The 19,182-nt window shown below is 37.0% G+C and carries 18 protein-coding genes; 10 read left to right on the top strand and 8 right to left on the bottom strand.

The features are described from left to right. The first annotated feature begins 18 nt into the window (after positions 1-18). Positions 19-690, top strand: a complete 672-nt coding sequence (locus tag B1C82_RS06325) for a hypothetical protein (RefSeq protein WP_086446746.1) — start codon at positions 19-21, stop codon at positions 688-690. Continuing rightward, positions 687-1,310: a hypothetical protein gene (locus B1C82_RS06320; protein WP_086446745.1), complete on the top strand. Its 624-nt coding sequence runs from the start codon at positions 687-689 to the stop codon at positions 1,308-1,310. The genes B1C82_RS06325 and B1C82_RS06320 overlap by 4 nt, the downstream gene beginning before the upstream one ends. Before the next feature lie 304 nt (positions 1,311-1,614). Here B1C82_RS06320 and B1C82_RS20870 read toward each other — a convergent pair whose 3' ends face one another. Beyond that, positions 1,615-1,740, bottom strand: coding sequence for a hypothetical protein (locus B1C82_RS20870; RefSeq protein WP_267890336.1), 126 nt, complete (start codon positions 1,738-1,740; stop codon positions 1,615-1,617). Positions 1,741-1,845: 105 nt separating this feature from the next. Here B1C82_RS20870 and B1C82_RS06315 point away from each other — a divergent pair, with 105 nt between their 5' ends. The 5 genes from B1C82_RS06315 to B1C82_RS06295 all read left to right on the top strand — a co-directional run bounded on the left by B1C82_RS06315 (position 1,846) and on the right by B1C82_RS06295 (position 7,147). Continuing rightward, positions 1,846-3,132, top strand: a complete 1,287-nt coding sequence (locus B1C82_RS06315) for a hypothetical protein (protein WP_234008494.1) — start codon at positions 1,846-1,848, stop codon at positions 3,130-3,132. A gap of 74 nt (positions 3,133-3,206) precedes the next feature. Continuing rightward, positions 3,207-3,728 (top strand): hypothetical protein, encoded by a 522-nt coding sequence (locus tag B1C82_RS06310; protein ID WP_086446744.1) that lies wholly within the window; start codon positions 3,207-3,209, stop codon positions 3,726-3,728. Positions 3,729-3,777: 49 nt separating this feature from the next. Continuing rightward, positions 3,778-4,947, top strand: coding sequence for an SH3 domain-containing protein (locus B1C82_RS06305; RefSeq protein ID WP_086446743.1), 1,170 nt, complete (start codon positions 3,778-3,780; stop codon positions 4,945-4,947). Beyond that, complete coding sequence (locus tag B1C82_RS06300) at positions 4,947-5,399, top strand: hypothetical protein (protein ID WP_086446742.1); 453 nt, start codon at positions 4,947-4,949, stop codon at positions 5,397-5,399. Before B1C82_RS06305 ends, B1C82_RS06300 begins: the two co-directional genes overlap by 1 nt. Positions 5,400-5,884: 485 nt before the next feature. Beyond that, on the top strand, positions 5,885-7,147 hold the full coding sequence (locus tag B1C82_RS06295) for a circularly permuted ATPgrasp domain protein (protein WP_086446741.1): 1,263 nt from the start codon (positions 5,885-5,887) through the stop codon (positions 7,145-7,147). Positions 7,148-7,251: 104 nt separating this feature from the next. Here the strand turns inward: B1C82_RS06295 and B1C82_RS06290 are convergent, their stop codons facing one another. The 3 genes from B1C82_RS06290 to B1C82_RS06280 all read right to left on the bottom strand — a co-directional run bounded on the left by B1C82_RS06290 (position 7,252) and on the right by B1C82_RS06280 (position 10,499). Then, positions 7,252-8,070 carry a sterol desaturase family protein gene (locus B1C82_RS06290; RefSeq protein WP_086446740.1) on the bottom strand — a complete coding sequence of 273 codons (819 nt, stop codon included), beginning with the start codon at positions 8,068-8,070 and terminating at the stop codon, positions 7,252-7,254. Positions 8,071-8,178: 108 nt separating this feature from the next. Continuing rightward, positions 8,179-9,231, bottom strand: coding sequence for a helix-turn-helix domain-containing protein (locus B1C82_RS06285; RefSeq protein ID WP_086446739.1), 1,053 nt, complete (start codon positions 9,229-9,231; stop codon positions 8,179-8,181). Beyond that, a complete protein-coding gene (locus B1C82_RS06280) occupies positions 9,231-10,499 on the bottom strand; it encodes an ATP-binding response regulator (protein ID WP_086446738.1) in 1,269 nt (422 codons plus the stop codon). Before B1C82_RS06280 ends, B1C82_RS06285 begins: the two co-directional genes overlap by 1 nt. Before the next feature lie 320 nt (positions 10,500-10,819). On the opposite strand from B1C82_RS06280, the gene B1C82_RS06275 reads away from it, so the two are divergent. Continuing rightward, positions 10,820-11,209, top strand: a complete 390-nt coding sequence (locus B1C82_RS06275; protein WP_086446737.1) for a DUF1304 domain-containing protein — start codon at positions 10,820-10,822, stop codon at positions 11,207-11,209. Between the two features lie 82 nt (positions 11,210-11,291). Here B1C82_RS06275 and B1C82_RS06270 read toward each other — a convergent pair whose 3' ends face one another. The 3 genes from B1C82_RS06270 to B1C82_RS06260 all read right to left on the bottom strand — a co-directional run bounded on the left by B1C82_RS06270 (position 11,292) and on the right by B1C82_RS06260 (position 14,953). After that, entirely contained in the window at positions 11,292-12,896 is a 1,605-nt protein-coding gene (locus B1C82_RS06270; protein ID WP_411550353.1) for a HEAT repeat domain-containing protein, read from the bottom strand. 5 nt (positions 12,897-12,901) lie between these two features. Next, a complete protein-coding gene (locus B1C82_RS06265) occupies positions 12,902-13,582 on the bottom strand; it encodes a hypothetical protein (protein WP_086446735.1) in 681 nt (226 codons plus the stop codon). Between the two features lie 96 nt (positions 13,583-13,678). After that, entirely contained in the window at positions 13,679-14,953 is a 1,275-nt protein-coding gene (locus tag B1C82_RS06260) for a hypothetical protein (protein WP_086446734.1), read from the bottom strand. Between the two features lie 857 nt (positions 14,954-15,810). Here B1C82_RS06260 and B1C82_RS06250 point away from each other — a divergent pair. Further along, on the top strand, positions 15,811-16,995 hold the full coding sequence (locus B1C82_RS06250) for an MFS transporter (protein ID WP_086446732.1): 1,185 nt from the start codon (positions 15,811-15,813) through the stop codon (positions 16,993-16,995). Between the two features lie 10 nt (positions 16,996-17,005). On the opposite strand, the gene B1C82_RS06245 is transcribed toward B1C82_RS06250, so the two are convergent. Continuing rightward, complete coding sequence (locus B1C82_RS06245; protein ID WP_086446731.1) at positions 17,006-18,133, bottom strand: glycerate kinase; 1,128 nt, start codon at positions 18,131-18,133, stop codon at positions 17,006-17,008. A gap of 159 nt (positions 18,134-18,292) precedes the next feature. Between B1C82_RS06245 and dapA the strand changes: the two genes are divergently transcribed. Next, positions 18,293-19,177 (top strand): 4-hydroxy-tetrahydrodipicolinate synthase, encoded by an 885-nt coding sequence (gene dapA, locus B1C82_RS06240; protein ID WP_086446730.1) that lies wholly within the window; start codon positions 18,293-18,295, stop codon positions 19,175-19,177. Positions 19,178-19,182 lie beyond the last annotated feature (5 nt).

The raw sequence follows: 19,182 nt of genomic DNA, 5'->3' as shown, positions 1-19,182 counted from the left end.
AAGAAATGTGGTTATAAAATGATTCGAGCTTCTTCTTTAATTTTGGCTCTTGGTAGAATCTTCATTATCATTTCCGCATTGAGTGGTTGCTTGACCGTAAGCGAATCCGGAAAGAAAATATTAAGAAAAGAGATTTTAAAATCTGAAAAGTTTACGAGATCATCAGAGCAGTATAAAATCACGTATGAATTTAAAGATAAGATGCTACATTTGTCTTTTGATGGCGGGATAGTTGAAGAAAACTTAGACAAAGTTTTAGAAAAGGAAACTGTTAAAAAGATTTATAAGGTTGAATATTCTGAAATTTTTAAACGATACACCGGGCGTGGTTATGGGAGGGCTTCGTTAAGCTTAGGGTTTTACGTGGGGGCATTTTTTGAATGCATATTTACAATTCCCTTTCGGACATGGAACCCAAGTTTTGATGAGATCTATAATCGAGAAATAGTTATAAGTCAGAGCAAACTAAAAGACACCGATATCAATGGGTTGACGCTAATTCTTAGAATAAATGATATCGAGTATGTTAATTCTCCGATGGCATCTAAGACAACTAATGTATCACTGCCTTCTATAAATAAAGCATTCGGCTCTCCAGAAGAAATGGAAGTATTGATTTATCGAGGCAACGACCGCGTAGGGTTTGCAGTAGTTCCTTTGAAAGAAGCTATTGAGAGGAGTATGAAATGAGGACCTTCGAGAAATCCTTTATCGTGATATTTTTCATATTTTGGTCCTGTAATAGAGATCCCTACATAAAACAAATGCCTTCAATTACACCTGGCAGGGAAGTCGTTCTGGAAATTAGTTTAGATAATTCGTTAATGCCTGAATACGATGAAATGAATCTAATTAAGTTTTGTCTAGGCAGGAATGAGCAGAACTTAGAAGAAAATTGTGAAGTTGATCCCGTAGTTCGTTATTATCCAATTAAGACTAATGAACCGATGCGTTTGGTTCTTCCAGAGGGAGGATATTCCTATGGTAAAATGATTTTCTGGGCAAAAGGACCTGCTTATGATCGTAGCTCCTGGGCAGTAGCGTATTTTTCTAATGAATATAATAAAACCTTAGATAAAGAAAATTGTAAGCTAAAAGGCATCGCATTGGAAGGGAGTGTCAGTTTTATTCGATACAATTGCCGAGGACTTGTTTTTCGTAGCAAGGAAATTCATCGTATATCATTTCGAGTCTTAGATGATTCGTATATTGATGGGTTAGCAATAATAACCGCTCTAACTCCATTCGCAATAGGTGGGGATTATCAAGCGGCAGATGTTAAATATAATGTTTCTTCGTCAAAGAAGTAATCACGTTTAAATAAATGAAATTTGTTTTAATCGGAATCTCTCTCCTATTGTATGGTTGCATTATAGATCCACTCTGGAAAGCGAGAGATGAATTAACTAGTTATAAAATCCCAAGAAGCCGTGCGCTTTCTGAATACCAGAATGCAGTTCTGGTAAAGGCTATATCCTGCGGTCCCAAATATAGAAATGATATCCTGTTAAAGGGACAAACAACCCTTTTGCGAGACGAATGCCAATCTGATGATCTCTATTCCAGTAACTACAATGAGTTTCGAGAGCTTAGGAGTTGTGACAATAGGTATGCTTATTTAGATTCTGATTCACTGAAAACTTGTCTTGCAGAAGTGATGCTATCCTCTTGTGCAGAAGCTGGGGTCACAAATGTTTTCATATTTCCAAGTTTTCCTTCTTGCTCTTCTTTGTTTAACATGACTTCGGATATAAGTAAGAATGTGATTTAATTCCTGATATTCCTTATCTTAAAAATCAAATGTACCACATAAAAAAGTAGCAAAAATATGATTAGTACATTAAAATGCCTGAAATGAAGGTTTCTAAAAGTCCATATTCTGAGTCTTCTTTCCACAACGGGCAAAACTCACAAACATTCGAAACCTCACCCTTCCTATGGAAAGTTCTCGGTTCCGAAGTTTTGCCCAGTGTTCCAAGAAACACAGAATTACCCCGCCGTCACCACCTACCAACTAGTAAACCCACTAGAGAAAAACCTCTTACTGCTAAAGACCACTTCAACAATCGCTTTCCTAATCTAAATCTTACCTATTACACTGAACTTACTAGAAACCTCCTAACTAAATGTTATCCTAAACAATGTCCTACTTGTAAAATTCCTCTAACTAAAGGTGTTTCTACTAGAGAAAATGTACTTAGATGCTCCCAATGTAACTGTCAGGTATCTTTAACTAAAAATACACCTTTAGAACACTTAAAGATTCCATTATGGACCTTTTCCTATATATTTATAGAAGCATTATATAGATCTCCATTAGGTTTATCTTCTTCAGAGATACAAAGGAGGTTAGGGGTATCAAAGAATACTAGTTTGCTTCTAAAGAGAAGATTACAGATATTCTTAAGTGATCTTATTCCTTCTATTAAAGGAGAAATGGTTAAAGAGATTAAGAAGGCTTGGAAAGGTAAAATTCTGCCAGAAACAGGCGATTTAGGACCTTTTATAAAAGATAAACCAGTATTACACACAGATACTTTAGCTTTATTCTCTGCTTCTCAAAGAGCTAATGGTTTTCGTAAAAGGTTCAAGCATTCAGGGCAGACTTCAAGTATATATCTTTCTGATTCAGTAGCAGAAGCTAAGGGGAAATATCAAATAGGCTCTTTGATTTTGACACAGGCTCTAAAGGGTGGTGCAGTAATCTTTAACTCTGTTCCAGATCAACAAGGTAAAACTATATTACCTTTCTTTGATTATTTACCTAAGGAGACAGCGATTTTTAGTGATAGTGGTTTTCCTTACTTAGAAAGATATTTCCCGAATTCAAAAAGTATAAACCACTCAGCTAGGGCTGTTGATAATAAAAGAAATGTTTGGGCTAGAAATAGATGGTCCAAGGATTCCGTAAACAATCAAGTTGCAGAAGCCGTACAAAGGAGTTTGAAATATTCCTTCATAGCTAGTTACTCTTATATTCAACCTCAAAACTCTATTTTATATCTGAATGAATATGCTGCTCTTAAAGGTATTAAAGTCTATGGCTTTGATTGTCTTACTAGTAAAAAGGTAGCCAAATTGGGGAATGTAGGGGATAGATACCAAATGAACTTAATAAACTTTTCATTATAATCTTTTCGTTTCTTTCTTTATTTTGTTATAAAAAGAAAGAAATTAATTACGATGCTCCCCGTTACCCAGTGGAAATGGTTGGAGTTTGGAAAAAAATTGGAGTAAATGATCTCAGATCTGGAGATACATTTGCGTTTTCTAAAAATGGCACTGCCATTTATATTATTGATCCAGCAGTTTGTATAAAAAAAGAAAGAGCTCTGATTGGCGAATATCTTTGGAGTGAGGATCTTTTATATATCTATTTTTATAAATTTCTTCAATTGGAGGGCGGCGACTTGAATAAAATCAAAAATAAATGCGAAGCTAATACTCCTGGCTTAAAATTAGAAGAGAAGCTTGTCATACTGAATAAAGGGAGTATGAAATTACTTGGACTCGGTAATTTTAAAGAAAGAAAAAATAGTTATGATTTTGAAGACTTGACTACGTTTGAAACTGGAGGTAGTGAATTTTATAGATTTAGTAACTTCCCGGAACATTTTCAGGAAATTGTTGATCATGAAATCAAAGAAAATAGAAGATTGCATATACAAAGTAAAACCGTATATATTCGTAATAATACTGGTAAAGAGATTAGGTTTAGTATGGATTAGTTCATTTTTCCAATACTCTTTTCTTTACACTTAAATAACTCCATCAATTATGAGATTTTCTAAAAATAGCCATTTGATACTCTTAATGCTCTTCGCTTTTTCGGTGATAAGCATATTACATTGTGATAAAACGACAAAATTGGTTAAGAAACCCTTTCAATACGTTTACGCAGTATCCGGTTCGGATGTAAATCTTAGAGCCAATCCTGGGATAAATCAACCTATTATAGAAGTGATGAATAACGGACTTGGTCTCGAGATTCTTGATTCTTCTATGATGACAACGAGAGAAAAATATCCGAATATAGATGTATTAGTGCCGATTTATTGGTACAAAGTAAAAACAGAAAATGGAAATATTGGATATGTTTCTCGTCAGTATGTAAGTTTATTGTTTGGCCAGAAGAAGTCGGGATTAATTGGTATCGCAGAACAATTGGAAAAAGGAAAGTTAAATGCAACCGTCTTATCCATTTTACAAGATGGAGTACCAAGAGAACCGTCTACCTATGACTATATCAAGTCAAAGGTTATCAGTAGAGTCCCCAAAAAAATGCCAGTTGATTCTGGACTAGTGATCTCTTCGAATCAGAGTCGCTTAGGTGAAATAAAGGGGGCAAAATTCGCGACAGATTATACTAAAGAACCTGAGCCAGGATGTTGGGAGGGGCATTATTTCTCGGGGATTTACGACGGAGTAAAACCAACTTCGAAAGATTTAATTCTCCTTGGGATAGATGATATATCAAAGCCTTCATTTGAAGTAACAGATATAACTAATCAATCTATAATTAAAGCCATAAAGGAACTATCTTCTTCGAAAATTAAAGAGAAGAATCCGAGCGAATTCACAGGAAGAAATTTTGTCTGCGTTTCGGGTGATAAATGTATATATAAAAGTATTAAACATAATGGTTTTGAATATGCAATATCCACACAAACGGTTGAGTACCCAGATAAAAGCGGTCATTTACAAATATTTCGGATAGATAAAATTATAGAGAATAGAATCGAAAACCTTTATTATACCGACTCTATGGGCGGAAAGAGGGATGTTCCTGATCGCGAGACTGTCTTTGCTATCACTGATTTAGATAATAATGGAATTTTGGAAATATTTACTGTAACTTCTGGCTACGAATGGTGGTGGTACAGTATCTATAGTTTAGAGCAGGATAGAGTGATTTCAGTATTCAGAGGTGCGGGTGGCGGTTGCTGATGAATCTACCTATTCAGAGAATAATTATACTGATCTTTTTAATAATATCAGTTCCTAATTCGACTCAAGCAAAGCGGCCAACTTCGGTAACTCATGTAAATAATTCAGACCTCTCCGGTTTATATTTTAGAATCGATAAGAATGAGTATGGTGATTCTACAATGTACTTAATTCTTACGAAAAGATCTGATTCAAAATATAATATTTATTTTAATTTTGCTGATTATGCAGTCGAGCAGGGAGACGTTTCTTTGATATGTGCTAAAGGTAGCAATTGCAGAATGGTTCTCTCTTCGGGAAAAATATTGATGAACTTTAACATAGTATCAAAGGATATAGTTGTGAAAATTTCTTCTAAGGATAAATCTGAAGTAAGAGACATTATAGATAATGGAGCTAGGTTTTCACAAGATATGGAAAATAAGCCATTTCAGTATCGACCTCTTGAATAAGACTGATTTCTTCAGGATGATGGGCACTATAAATCATTTCCTTATTTAAGAAATTCTATATTTAAAATTTTTATTGCCCGATTGAAATTGCACCCTTCCAACTTTCTACATACTTAGTGGGAATACCTATATCTCTAAATTGTTTTATCTTAATTGAATCGCCTTCGGAATAACATTTGGGTTTTTCATTCGTATCTTTGAAATATATAGTTTGCACGGTCTTTCTTAGGAAGTAAATTTCCGTGAGGCTACCTGGACAGCAAACTATTCTAAAGTCCCCGAATAAGAATCTATTGATCTAATTGAAATTTTGTAATCAGCTGATAGGTCTCAACACGATAAACATAGAATGATCAAATTCCAATTCTTCAAATGATTAAACAAGTATTTAGATTGGGAATTTCCATTTATTAAGTGTGTAAAAAATCAGGCTAATCCGATCCTTTTGCGCTGACTAATGTCTAATGTAGTAAGGCGGATTTTAGATGGAAACTACCCTGGCGGAAATATTGAACGAAAAATGCTCTTGCTCTACTTTGAACAAAGAGTATTTGGAGGAAGAAATACATAAATTTCCGGTTTCTGAAATAAAAACCAAAGGGATCGAACATTTCTATTCCGAAACTCCTTCGTTTATCGATGAAAAGGATAAGGAAGCAATTCAGGAAATACTATATTCCATTCGAAAAGCATTGAAATTACCTAATGTTCGAGAAAAGATCCTGAATAATTATAACGGCGAAAATCGTACAAGGAACATTACTGGTGGGGTATTTTTAAGTTTGGATTTCCATCAGACAAAAGAAGGCCCTAAGCTTATAGAGGTAAATACGAATGCTGGTGGAGCTTATTTACAATTAAAACTTTTGGAAGCACAGATCAGATGTTGTAAGGCAGTAGATATTGCGATGCCAAATGCAAAAGCCTTACTGGATCTTGAAGAAAAATTCTATTCTATATTTATTCAAGAGTGGATGGCAAACAATCGTGAGGGGCAACCGAACTTTATCGCAATCGTAGATGAAAATCCATCCGAACAGTTTTTATATCCTGAATTCTTGTTGTTTCGTGATTTGTTTAGGTCCAAAGGGATTCGCTCAGAAATTTTGGATCCTAGTCAGATCATCTTAGTCGGAAATGATCTCTTCTTTGAAGGGAGTAAGATTGATCTAATCTATAATAGATTAACCGACTTTCATCTTTCGGGAGATCCGAATTTGAAAATCCGTCAATCATGGGAAAACGGAAATGTAATACTAACTCCAAGTCCTTTTGACTACGAACTTTATGCCCGAAAATCAAATTTGTCTCTTTTGTCGGATCAAGATTTTCTTATAAAAGCAGGACTCGATAAAAAAGATTCGGAAATTCTAAGTAAGTCTATCCCTTCTACCAACATAGTAAATTTAGAAAATGCAGATAAACTTTGGGAAAATAGAAAACGTATATTTTTTAAGCCTAAGGAAGGTTTTGGAAGTAAGGCCGCCTATTACGGTGGAAAACTTACTAAAACTAAATTTTCCGAGATTTTGAATGGAGAATATATAAGTCAGGAATTCGTGCCGCCTTCTGTAAGGGTTACTTCCATTTCTGGAGAAGAAAGAGAATTGAAAATGGATATAAGGGCGTATATCTACGATGACAAAGTTTTGCTTTTAGCTAGTCGTTTATACCAAGGTCAGACTACTAATTTCAGAACTCCTGGTGGAGGATTCTCTCCTCTATATTCGTTGCCTGAAATTGTATAGATCCAGATAAAATATTTTTAGGATTTCCATGATGGGAAGAAGTAAACATATATTGGATGATCCGCGCCTGGCTTCGGACGCGGATCGATTTCTGGTTATTAGTATTAGCTTATACTCTCTTGTAATTTCCTTTCTTCGGGTTTTTTAGAAGTTAATTCTGCGAAAGTTTTCTCGTAATCCGGATGTACTGTTCCGAATAAATAGTCCCAAACAGTTGTATAAAGTCCGTAATTATAACGGAAACTTTGGTGGTGCATATCATGGTTGGTATTTGAGTTCACTAGTTTTAGTAACTTATTCGTCCCCATCCAGCTCGGAAATATTTCATAACCGCTATGACCTAAGACGTTTCGAATAATTTGAAAGGTCATAAAGATCATCAAAGCCAGAGGATGGATTGGAAATATTAACGCCACAATTGGCATGATCAAAGAGTGGATCAATGCCTCCCAAGGACTGAAAGAATATGCCGTCCAGGGAGAAGGAGTAACTGAATCATGATGCACTTTATGCACTCTTTTATAAAATAAACGAGTGTGCATTAATCTATGTGTCCAATAGAAGTAGAAATCTTGGATTCCTAAGATCAATATTGTGCTTAAGATCAGATATCCCCAGCCATGGTCTTCTATACGTTCGTAGAATTTGAAGTAACCGTATTTCCTAAATAAGAATACGATCAGAGTTACCGATGTGTAAACGATTACGGAAGAAACAGAATATAAAAATTCTTTTTTAAATTGAGATGGTTTTGCATTCTTCTCTTGGATTTTTCTAGATTGAAACGGATGTTTCCAAATATAAAACACTAAAAAAGCCAATCCGGCGAATAGAAAATATCTTAGAAAATCTATTAAGAATATGATTGGGATTTGGGGAACCAAATCCATCATGTATTGAAATAATTGTTTGTGAAAGCACATGTTTGATCCTTTGCTCCTGTGTAGGATTTGATGGATCATTTAAACATTTTTTCCGATTTGAATCCGATGGATTTCGGACAATATCTGATCGATTCCGGATTCGATCGGCTATTTTACAGTATTACTTTGTTTTCTGAAATCGCTTGGGGTCATTCCAACTATTTCTTTGAAAGCTCGATTGAAAGGTGCTAAGGAACCATAGCCTAAATCCATTGCAACCCTAAGCACTTGGAAATCGTTTTTGTCAGGATTCGAGAGTATAAACTTTGCTTCCTGTATTCGGTAATGATTTAGGAATTCATTGAAGTTTCTGTATCCCAGTCCCTTATTGATTAGCCTACGGACTTTTTTTTCTGGAACGTTTAACTGTTTGGCCAAAGCTAATATAGTTAGATTTTCTTTTAGAAATATCTTTTGGTCTTTTAAGAGAGAATCTAATTTTTCGAGAAGACCTTCATCTAAAGGATCTTCAGCTACTTCTTCCTTTTGTATTTCTTCATTCGGAAATACATTCTCCCTAAATTGAAAGATTCTAAATGAGATAAAAAATACCAAAACAAATATGAAAGAAGAATTGATCAGATCTAATTGTGCGGAATACCCAGCGTCCTTGGTGATTACTTCCATCAATACGACAGACATACTGTAAAGCCCCGTAACCCAGGAGAAGACGACCCTAAATTCTCTTCTGGACTCTAATAAATCTATATTCTTATCCTTTAAAACTCTTCCTAAGGTAAGTAAGATAAGTCCAAGATAAAATACCTGAGGCATACTAAATAGAACTTTAGCGAAGATGGATTCTTGGTTTCTGATGTTCGAAATTATAAAAACATAAAAACAAAATATATTCAGAGCAAGAAATAATACTCCGTGCCAAATTTTCAGCCTGAAACCGTCTTCGAATAAGCTGGATACAAATAGATAAAATAGAATAGAAACTGAAAAGCACCCTGTGTGGACAAGTATCAGAACGAATATGTGTGAAGAATGATCTAACCAAGGACAAATGAAATAAGCGATCAAAGAAGAAATGAATAAACTTCCAAGAATGCTTCGAGTGCTGAGCTTTACTCGGACCAAAAAGTTTAAGATTAGAAAGCCCAGCTGAGCGATAGTAGCGGCTTTTAGATACTGGATCAGATTTGTGGTTTCGAACATCAATCTACGATAGGCAATGAAACTGTGGCAAGTACCACTTCGACAGGTTTTTCTCCAAGAGAATGATCGATAACATTATGTATAGAGAAAATCCCGCCATGTTTTTTTATTACAAAGTCCACAATCGTCAATCCTAAACCGGTAAAATATTCTTCTCCTTCCAGATTTTCATCCACAAAACCGGCGAGTCGATAGAATGGTTGTTTGACTAGTAGCTCTTTATTTTTCGGAATCCCTGGAATTGATTGTGGATCAAATTCGTTTTTCATGCTGATATTCAAATATCCTCCTGAAGCGGAGATATATATGTTTATGACCGAATTTTTAGAAGAATATTTAAAAGCATTAATTAATAGTTCTGTAAATATCCTGCTGAGCGAATCCGTATCCGCATCTATATAATATCCATTTGTGGGAAGTGAAATCTGAGGAATTAGTACATTCTTCTTTTTCTTATATTTTAGATTAGAGTTTTCTAACTTTAATCTGGATTTTTCTAATAATCCGTGGATCTGCTCGCTATTTGTTTTTTGGAGAGAGTCTTGAAAGTTTTTGTTGAGTATCTCTAAACTTTTTTCGAGAGAATGAAGCCCTTTTTTGGTATAATATATATTCTCAAAAAGTAATTCTACTATGTCGGAAGAAAAAATATAAGATGATTCTTCTTTTTTGGCACTTGCTTGAAGCATTTCTACTATGCTTACTATTGCTCCGAAACCTCCTCCGCTAAAAAAACTTTGTTTTAGATTATTGAGTGTGCTCTTGGAAAGATCTATATTTTTTTCCAAATCGGTAAGCCATGATTGTTTGTATAAGATCCAATTTAGTTGAGCCTTTAGACGTTCTTCGTTTTCCTGTATCAGAATCCTTTCGCTTTCTTTTAAACGTACAAATTCCGAAATCCTATCCAGCACTTGGTATAATCTTTCTCTGTCGATTGGTTTAATGAGATAATCGAATATGCCCAATTTCATCACCTTGATGATAATTTCAGGAATTTCATTCCCGGAAATAACGATAAATAGGGAGTCAGGTTTCTTTTCTTTTATTTTATTGATAAAATCAAATCCGTTCATAACTGGCATTTCGAGATCAACCAAATACAGAGAATATTCCTTTGACTCCGCCATCTCGCAGCCTATCTTTCCGTCTGGAGCAGTATCTGCATCTACGCCGAAACTTTTGGCTAATCTTGCGATAAGATCTCTATTTTCTACCTGATCTTCGACGATTAAAATTGGATTATGTAGGTTTAGTCTGAATGCCATTGGTGTAAAAAGAGCGTGTTTTAAATATTTTGCATATAGAAATATTATAAAGTAAAAACTTTAAATTTTCATTATACCGAACCAATTGCATTAAATTTGGATAACTTTGTAAAGATGAAAATGTAAAACAATTTCTATTAAACTATAGATAATTAATAGGAAATATCTTTGAAATTGTGTTATTCTCCCTATTTAATAAAGGCGGTTGGTTTTTCTGAAATTATCAGGATTACTTGTGAAAGATTTAACAAAGATTCCTCTTTACAAAAAAGAATACTGAATTAAAACTCCCAAGGATTTATATCCTGGGAGAGATTGGAATGATATTAGCAGCAAGGATTTTAGCAGCCATCGTCGGCTTATTACATGTTTGGATCTTCATTATGGAAAGTGTATTATGGATGCGTCCTCGTATTCACAGAAGATTCGGAGTAACGGACACAAAATTAGCAGAAGCGATGAAAGGTGTCTTTTTAAACCAAGGATTTTATAATTTATTTCTTGCGGCCGGTGCACTATACGGAGCGATCTTTTTCGAAATTCATCCCGGTTATGCTCCTGCTATCTTGGCATTCTCTTGCCTCTCCGTTTTTGGCGCAGGACTTGTATTATTAGTTTCTAGGCCAGCGATGGCAAGGGCAGCGATCATCCAAGGACTTCCTCCTTTAATTGCGGTCATCTTGTATTTCATGTCTTCTTGCAACGGGTAATTTTTATTTTCTCTATTCGTCCGAAAAGTCTTGGATTTTTAGCTAAGAAGTTTTCGGACGAAATTACTTACTTTTATAAAACTTACGGATGTTTTTTAGAAAAATTTAAAGTATACCAATTGATCCATTCGTTCTTTGAAATGAACTTCAATCCCGTAACAGATTTCAACGCAGAAATAAGCAATTTCCTATTTCGAGATGTGGAATCCTCTTGAAGTAATTTAATTAAGACAGGAACACTTGCAGGATCTTTCTTAGCTCCTAATTGAGAAACCGCTACTTGGTGAAGATTAATATTCTCGCTTTCTGCATATTTTTCTAAAATTTTGCGAGAATCCTCTCCAGGAATAGAGGTGATCGCTGCGAGAGTGATTGGGGCTAGATCAGGAAAATCTTCTGTCTTCTTATCCAAGAGTGTCAGAGATTTAGGAGAAGCGATCATGCCTAAACTTTCGGATGCGATTTTGGCCAATTTTTGATCCTTAGATTTGCAAGCTTCTTCCACATATGGAAGACCTTCTTCTGAGCCTATGGCTCCTAATGCCCAGACTGCTCCATATTTTGCTTCTGTTTGATCTTCTTTTAGGATTTTTATAAGCACTGGAATACTTTTTTTATCGCCCAAATATCCTAAGGACTGAGCAATAATCTCTCTATCTGGAATATTAGGGTCTAATAATGTTCTTTCTATCTCAGCTCTAGCTTTTAAAAATTTAATACGACCTAAAGTATGAGAAGCTGGCGCCTTCGCTATATTTGTACCCTTGATCAAAACTTCTAAAATACGGGGAGAAAACTCAGGATCTGGAATTCCAATTAGAACATCTGCGGCTCTATACCGGATTTCTCTATCTTGGTTTTCTAAAATAGGGAGGACCAAAGGTAGAATTTTATGATCTTTAATCTCTATAAGTGCAATAGAAGAATTTTCTCTTCCCTTATCGAAGTTTGATTGTATTGCTTTTACTAAAAGTGGAATAGACTTTATACTTCTGATTTTTCCAAGAGCTAAGTAGGTTGCTGCTAAGGTGGGTCCAGGTTCGGAATGAGAAGCAAGATTTATAAGATAGTCTTCCGCTTCAAAAATATTCAGCTTTCCTAAAGCCATTGCAAACGTTTTGGCCTTGTCCGGATCTTTATTTACTTTAGCGGAGGCTAGGATAATTTTTCCGGATTGTTTAGCATTGATTCGAACCAAAGTATCCACTGCCAATAATCGGATGCTTGCATCTTCATGGTTTAAAAGAGTAGAAACACGGTTTCCTGCCTGAGAGTCTTCCATTCTTGCAATTGATTCTAAAACTGTTCCTATATCGACACCCGATTTAGGATCTAAAAAGTTTAATATTTCAGGAAGTGAGGATCTATCTTTCCAAATGCCTAATGCTAAGATTGCTGGGCCTATTGTAATCTTTTCAGAAGATCTCATCCATTCTCGAGCAGTAGGGATGTATTTTCTCTCATTTCTGGAGGCCAATTCTAAAATTGCCTGGGCCCTCGTTCTTGGATTCTGGCTTTTTAGATCAGATACAATTTGTTCTAGGCTTGGGATTTCTTCTTCCTGAACTTCGGGGAGAAGGTCCGGACGAGGGGGACCAAAACATCCAAAATTCAAACTAAAAACTACCGCTCCGAGCATAAGCGATCTGAGGAATATCATGAAAATAGAATATACTTTGAGTTTCATAAACATTATCTAGGCACCGATTCAGAAGCTTGTTTTAATTGTAACAGTTCCTTCTGCCAAGCCGCAATATCGGAATTTGCTTGAGGGATCTGAGATGTTTCCATTCTGCCTTGTTGGATCGCGTATTGAACTAACTGTATCCTTGATTCTAATTCTGAAATTTTATAGGAGAAGTAAGCCTTTTGTTCTTCCGGACTTACATTTGGATCACTAGGCCGAGTGGGAACGGATCCTGGTTGAGCATATCTACCTTCATTTCTCGACAAAGCAAACTTTGATTCAGCGGAAGTAACCTTATCCAATTGCTCTCTTGCTTTTTTCTCCTCTTCAGAGGTAAGCTGAGGGCGGAATTCACTTGGGATATAAATATTTTTAGGGTATCTTGCGGCAAAATCGATCCATTCTTCTCGGATTTTTTCTCTTTCTTCTTCTGATTTCTTTTCTTTAAAGGCTGCTGGCCAAAGTCTTTTAGCAGGGCCTTCTAGGTCAGGATCTTCTTCGAAAGGGTGGGGAGCATCCGGGAATTCTAAGCTACTGTTTCCATATTTTCGATCTACTATTTCAGAAGCTTCTTCTCCTAGACTAGGAGAATTCGTTTTTCTTTCGGGCCAAAATATAAATAAGATACAAATGATAAAAATAACTGCGCCAGAGATCCAGGGCCAATAAGAACGAAAAAATTGCATTATGATAAATAGGAAATTTGAATTAGGAAAATTGACAGACTATTTCCCGCCCTTTACGAGCGGGAAATTTTGTTTCGGGTTTCGAGCCGTCAGCTCTTAAACGAAAATTCCGATGACCCAAGATATAAACTGACCGAACAAAGTGTCTGTCAGGAATTTTTTCAAGTCAACCGGATTACGATTTAAAGAATCATAATACCAAGCAGTGTATTCGCTCACTTGCGGAATAGAATACCCGTATTTGGAATTGATCGCTTTGATTAGCTCGTTTGCAAAAACTGAGTGACCATACATATTCGGATGCACACCGTCCAATCCGAAAATACCAGGTTGGCCAGGAAGGGGCCAGTTTGCTTTTGCATAACCTGGACTATAGCCGGAAGGGCTTTTGATCAAACGACCATTTTCTTTTAAGTCGTCGAAAAGAACTTTAAGATCCGCTAATGCAAATCCCATAGCCACTGCCTGAGCCTTCACTTCATTATTTATAGAAGTTAAGAAGTTGCTAATTGTTGCTACTTCATTCTTATCCAGAACTTGAGAAGGATCTGAGACTGAAGAACGGAAAAATGCTTTTAGACCGGAATAATTTACTCTTCCTTGAGGATCGTTATAATTCTCCAAAAATGCGATCGAAGTCACATTAGGAACAGTGAATAGAACTCCACCTTTGATAGATCCGATAGCAGCCATTTTAGACATGGTAGAACGGATATCTCTCAAAAATCTTGCTTGGTCTAAACAATCTGTAGAAGTACTCAGAGCAGTACAGAGAACATGATTTGCTGCCGCAGTTCCAAATAAGAAGCTAGGTTTTACTGCTTGCATTACTTGCATTTGGGTTCCGGAGCTTCTCAAACCGAATTGATGGAATTTATCCGGAGATTGACAATCTGGAACTTGCACCCAGCGATAAGTATACCAATACCAAGTTTCCCAATACCATTGTTTAGCCCAGGTAGTTGCATTAATATTTTCACACTGGCCGGAAGTTTGAAGAACCGTAGTGTAATCAGCTCCGGTGATCCCTGCATGTGTTGGAAGTCCAACAGTAGATCCGTTTCCACCAATGATGGAAGCAGCGATGCAGAATACCCCACAATCACCTTTAAGTACATCTTCGAAGTTTAAGTAAGGTCCTTTTAATACGTTATACGAAACGTTCGAACCAGCTTGTTTGGATACTAAAACTGGGTAAGCCCAGTTCTGAGTTTTTTCTTCTACGGTTGCGCCATAAAAACCCTGGCTTAAGGAGTCACCAATTACTCCGGGTCTGGAAAACATTTGCGTTTGGCTTTGCGCCGAAAGCGTAGACGCTCCCACGATTAGGAAAGTCCCGCTTAGGATTTTCCAAAAGTTTCGAATGTTCATTTTTAAATTAACTCCACTCTCTATTGAAGTAGATTTCTATATTCTCTTCGAGTCAAAGCATGATGATTGGAATTTCGAAGTCAATTTTCAATTATATTCGGCTTATAAAATAATTCTATCTATATTGAACATCCGTAATATTACAATGAGTGGCCTCTCACTGAACAGTGTTAGAATGTAAGGTTTGATATATAATTAAAATTTTATAATATACTATTTTGATCCCTCGTGTGAGTGATAATATCACAAATTAAGACTTTGAACAGTGTTCGTTTGTTCCTCGAGTGGCTAATTTGGGATTCAGTCTATTTTTAATCGACTGAATATGTGATTCGCCAGGGCGCAGTTAGTCGAGTGCTCCTCCTGTTTGAAAAGTGAAAGAAGAAATAGAAGAAGTAGGAGGAACCGTTTCAATTTTGACTATATAGTTGGGAAGTAACATATCTGGAAAATCTGCTAAAATCCCTTGATTTCTGGAATTGTCAGAATCGCCGGAGGTAATGGGGGCGTCCGTAAAGTCTGGTGAATCGAATTCGACCTGAGCTGGATTCGTTCCGGGATATACTTTATTATTTTATAATAAATGAAAAATGAATGTATCTGAAACATCTGTTTTGCCTTCTTTGCGCGTTAAAATTCCGGGAGAAAAAAACAATATAGCTTCTTTATATAACTTTAACTTTCGGAGAACAGTTGATAATCGAAAATTTGAATGATTTCGTTTCTGTAGATGTGTATGGCTCGGCCTTAAAACTCTCTGTTGCTCCGCGTGATCCACATCGTTGATTCTTCAAACTAAGCCCTTCTCCTCTGAATTTAGGCTTGCTTGGAGAGATGATTTTTCTCAATATCCATGTGTGATTCTTTTTTATTATCTATCTTCTATCCTGGGCCTGCTCGCGGGAAATATGTTCAATTATACCGCTATTATTCTTTCCCAAAGTCTTTCTAATTCGGATACCTTCTCAGGTTGGGTATTCTTTTTTATATGTTTTCCTCTTTTGTTTTTGAGTTTTACTGCTGGAAGGTTACTGGATAAACATTCCAGAAAATGGCTTCTTGCCGTGGCTCAAATTACAATGGCTTGCGGTTCAGGATTTGCCGCTTTTGCATTACATTTTGAATGGATCTCTCCTGGAAAGCCTTACCTTCTTCTTGTGTCTTCGGTTCTTTCTGGGATAGGGCTTTCTTTTGTAATGCCTGGAAGATTTGCAATACTTGGAGATCTATTAGAACATTCTAAAATAGGAAAACATAGTGTTTGGTTAAACACTCTTGTTCTTTTTGGATATGGCCTTGCTCCTTTGGTGGCCGGATATTTTAAGGAATACTTCTCCTTTAAATATGTTTTTATGAGTATTGGTTCCGCTTATGTTTTGAGTGTTTTCTTTTTGATCTTGATTCCGGTTCAGATGAGGGAGAGAAGCCATACTTCTTCTTCTGGGCCTGGAATTTCTGAGTTGGTTGCCTATTTAAAAAATTCTCCGCTTGTTTCCCAGTTCCTACTCCTTATGGGAGCAGTGGTTCTTTTAGTCGGTCCTGTACAGGTGCTTCTTCCAAAATATGCTAAAGAAGTTTTAGGATTAGGTGAAGGAGAGAGGGGAGCCTTACTTTCTGCTTTAGGGGTTGGGCTTGTGATCGGAGGAGGGGTTACCTTTCTTCTTCATGGTTTAAAGAAGAAGGGGCATATTCTTTTTGGAACGGCGCTATTCAGTTGTTTTCTATTTTCACTCATCCCTTTTCTTGCAGAAAGTTTGCTGCTTACTGTTGTCTGCTTTTTTGTCTTTGGGTTTATGACCGGTGTAATCATAACTCTGATCCCAGCTGGAATCCAACAGAATACAGAAAATCATATTAGAGGAAGGATACTTTCTCTTTATAGTCTGGTCTTTCTTCTGGTGCCTGCATTCTCCGGAATTTTATCCGGATTTTTTTCAGATCGGATAGGAATTTCTGCCACATTTATTTGGTCCGGTTTTTTGGAAATGGGAGTATTGATTTATCTTAGCTGGAGAATGGATCAGGTTCGTAATCATTATTAAGATACAAACATTATTGTATTACATCGAAAGCGCGTGAAACTGCTTGAGACAATTTTATTGCAGCAGTTTTACGTGAAGGTACAACACCGTCAGACGAAACGGCAACTATTTGCGGATAATTCTCTGCTTTTAACCGATCTCTGTCGGAAACAGATCCGCTAATGATCAAACAATCTGCACCTTTTTGTCTGCACAAACGAACTACAGCATCTACAAGTTTGCCTGAGATAGTGCCTGCATCTGTTCTGCCTTCACCAGTTAATACCAAATCTCCCTCACGAATCGTGTGAGCTAGGCCGGATTCTTCTAAAAAGAAATGTGAGCCCGATTTGAGTGTAGCTCGCTTTCCCCACATGCCAAGAAAGGGGAGTGCTATTCCGCCACCTGCTCCCACCCCATTGGGCCAATCTAAATTGTTTCGTCCGGAAAACTCTGCCCAAAGGATAGAGAGTTGTCCGAGTCCGTCTTCCAAAAGGGAAACATCACTTTTAGAAGCACCCTTTTGTGGTGCAAATAATTGGGGAGCACCCGTTGGGCCAACTAAAGGATTTGTGACATCAGTGAGTAACGTAATATTTCCCTTCGGAGAAATGAAATTTTGGGGAGGGATTAACGTTCGAGCGGTCGGTAAGTTTCGAAGAGAATGTATGGAACGTCCTTTACCGTCTAACAGTTGAAAGCCGAATTCGAACAAAATTCCTAGTCCTCCATCACATATTGCCGTACCACCCAGAAACAAAAATATTTCCTGTTTGTTCCTGACTAACATTTGTTGGACCCATCTACCAATTCCACTGCTCATGCGATCAAGGATGGGATATTGTCGATTGCCTCGAAAGTTTAAAGAAAATAGTCTGGCCGATTCAAAGTAGGCAGATATCTCGTCTGTTAAATAACAAACGCTCCGCTTGTGTTTACAAGCGTCGGGAAGGATTGCAGTTTGAAGTTTCAGTTTCGGACGCATAGAATGGAGAGCAACGAGACTTCCTTCGCCCCCGTCTGCGAGCGGAAGTTCAACTATAGGGGTAGTTTCTCCCCATACCGAATATATTCCCACAGACATAGCTCGAGCAACACGAACAGCGCTAAGAGTACCTTTGAATTTGTCAGGTGTGATTAGAATTCTTTTGTATCTCATATATTTCTCTCGTGCACTGTCGGAATCACCATCTTCATTTTTTACGAAATCACTCTCTCCGAAAATGAGTTCCTAGATCCAGTCTTTCATTGGGCTCAGGTCCGGACCCTTATCAAATAGGGGTTGCCAAATCGCCCAGGGATCAGGAATTTATATATTATGTTTCAAGGCGTATTTACTGCCATTATTACCCCATTCCGGAACGGGAAAATAGACTATGATTCCTATTTTTCTCTTTTGGATAAACAGATCCAAGCAAGGGTAAGCGGGGTGGTGCCTTGTGGTACCACCGGCGAATCTCCTACTCTTTCTCATGAAGAACACGCGGAACTGATCCGCGAAACTGTAAAACATGTTAAAAAGAGGATTTTGGTCGTAGCCGGTACAGGTTCCAACTCTACAAGAGAGGCTGTTGAACTAACAGAAGCTGCCTGCAAAGACGGAGTAGACGGAATACTTCAGGTTAATCCGTATTATAATAAACCTACCCAAGAGGGATTATATCTTCATTTTAAAGAGATCGCGGATCATTCTTCCGTGCCTGTGATGTTGTATAATATTCCCGGTAGAACTTCTGTGAATCTATTGCCGGAGACTGTTCTTCGGCTTTCCGAACATCCTAAGATCAGATCTATGAAAGAAGCCACTGGAGATCTTGGACAAATGTCCAAATTAATCTCTTTGGTTGGAGACAAGATGACTGTTCTTTCTGGAGATGATAACCTGACTCTTCCTCTTCTTTCCTTAGGTGGAAAGGGCGTGGTGTCTGTGATCTCCAATTTATTTCCGGAAAGTCTCGTGAAATTAGTGGAGTCTTTCCAAAAGGGAGATATTACTTCCGCTCAAAAGATCCATTACGATTTTATAGAATTATTCGCATTAGCATTTATAGAAACCAACCCGATTCCGATCAAAGCTGTGATGAGCTGGCATGGATTCTGTTCCGGTGAGATACGTCTTCCTATGACTTCTCTAAGTGCTGGTCCTGGAGCGGATCGTTTGAAAAAAACGGTTTCGGAACTGCTCGCAAAAGGTTATAAATAAGGAAT

The sequence above is a fragment of the Leptospira venezuelensis genome, from assembly GCF_002150035.1.
Lineage (GTDB): Bacteria > Spirochaetota > Leptospiria > Leptospirales > Leptospiraceae > Leptospira_B > Leptospira_B venezuelensis.
This window is presented reverse-complemented; position numbering and strand designations above follow the sequence as displayed.

What these genes read in the sequence shown, in the direction of transcription:
- dapA (WP_086446730.1), top strand. Translation starts at nt 18,293, where the DNA reads ATGTTTCAAGGCGTATTTACTGCCATTATTACCCCATTCCGGAACGGG.
- B1C82_RS06315 (WP_234008494.1), top strand. Translation starts at nt 1,846, where the DNA reads ATGCCTGAAATGAAGGTTTCTAAAAGTCCATATTCTGAGTCTTCTTTC.
- B1C82_RS06310 (WP_086446744.1), top strand. Translation starts at nt 3,207, where the DNA reads ATGGTTGGAGTTTGGAAAAAAATTGGAGTAAATGATCTCAGATCTGGA.
- B1C82_RS06275 (WP_086446737.1), top strand. Translation starts at nt 10,820, where the DNA reads ATGATATTAGCAGCAAGGATTTTAGCAGCCATCGTCGGCTTATTACAT.
- B1C82_RS06265 (WP_086446735.1), bottom strand. Translation starts at nt 13,582, where the DNA reads ATGCAATTTTTTCGTTCTTATTGGCCCTGGATCTCTGGCGCAGTTATT.
- B1C82_RS06300 (WP_086446742.1), top strand. Translation starts at nt 4,947, where the DNA reads ATGAATCTACCTATTCAGAGAATAATTATACTGATCTTTTTAATAATA.
- B1C82_RS06280 (WP_086446738.1), bottom strand. Translation starts at nt 10,499, where the DNA reads ATGGCATTCAGACTAAACCTACATAATCCAATTTTAATCGTCGAAGAT.
- B1C82_RS06290 (WP_086446740.1), bottom strand. Translation starts at nt 8,070, where the DNA reads ATGTGCTTTCACAAACAATTATTTCAATACATGATGGATTTGGTTCCC.
- B1C82_RS06260 (WP_086446734.1), bottom strand. Translation starts at nt 14,953, where the DNA reads ATGAACATTCGAAACTTTTGGAAAATCCTAAGCGGGACTTTCCTAATC.
- B1C82_RS06270 (WP_411550353.1), bottom strand. Translation starts at nt 12,896, where the DNA reads ATGAAACTCAAAGTATATTCTATTTTCATGATATTCCTCAGATCGCTT.
- B1C82_RS06320 (WP_086446745.1), top strand. Translation starts at nt 687, where the DNA reads ATGAGGACCTTCGAGAAATCCTTTATCGTGATATTTTTCATATTTTGG.
- B1C82_RS06295 (WP_086446741.1), top strand. Translation starts at nt 5,885, where the DNA reads ATGGAAACTACCCTGGCGGAAATATTGAACGAAAAATGCTCTTGCTCT.
- B1C82_RS06305 (WP_086446743.1), top strand. Translation starts at nt 3,778, where the DNA reads ATGAGATTTTCTAAAAATAGCCATTTGATACTCTTAATGCTCTTCGCT.
- B1C82_RS06285 (WP_086446739.1), bottom strand. Translation starts at nt 9,231, where the DNA reads ATGTTCGAAACCACAAATCTGATCCAGTATCTAAAAGCCGCTACTATC.
- B1C82_RS20870 (WP_267890336.1), bottom strand. Translation starts at nt 1,740, where the DNA reads ATGTTAAACAAAGAAGAGCAAGAAGGAAAACTTGGAAATATGAAAACA.
- B1C82_RS06245 (WP_086446731.1), bottom strand. Translation starts at nt 18,133, where the DNA reads ATGAGATACAAAAGAATTCTAATCACACCTGACAAATTCAAAGGTACT.
- B1C82_RS06325 (WP_086446746.1), top strand. Translation starts at nt 19, where the DNA reads ATGATTCGAGCTTCTTCTTTAATTTTGGCTCTTGGTAGAATCTTCATT.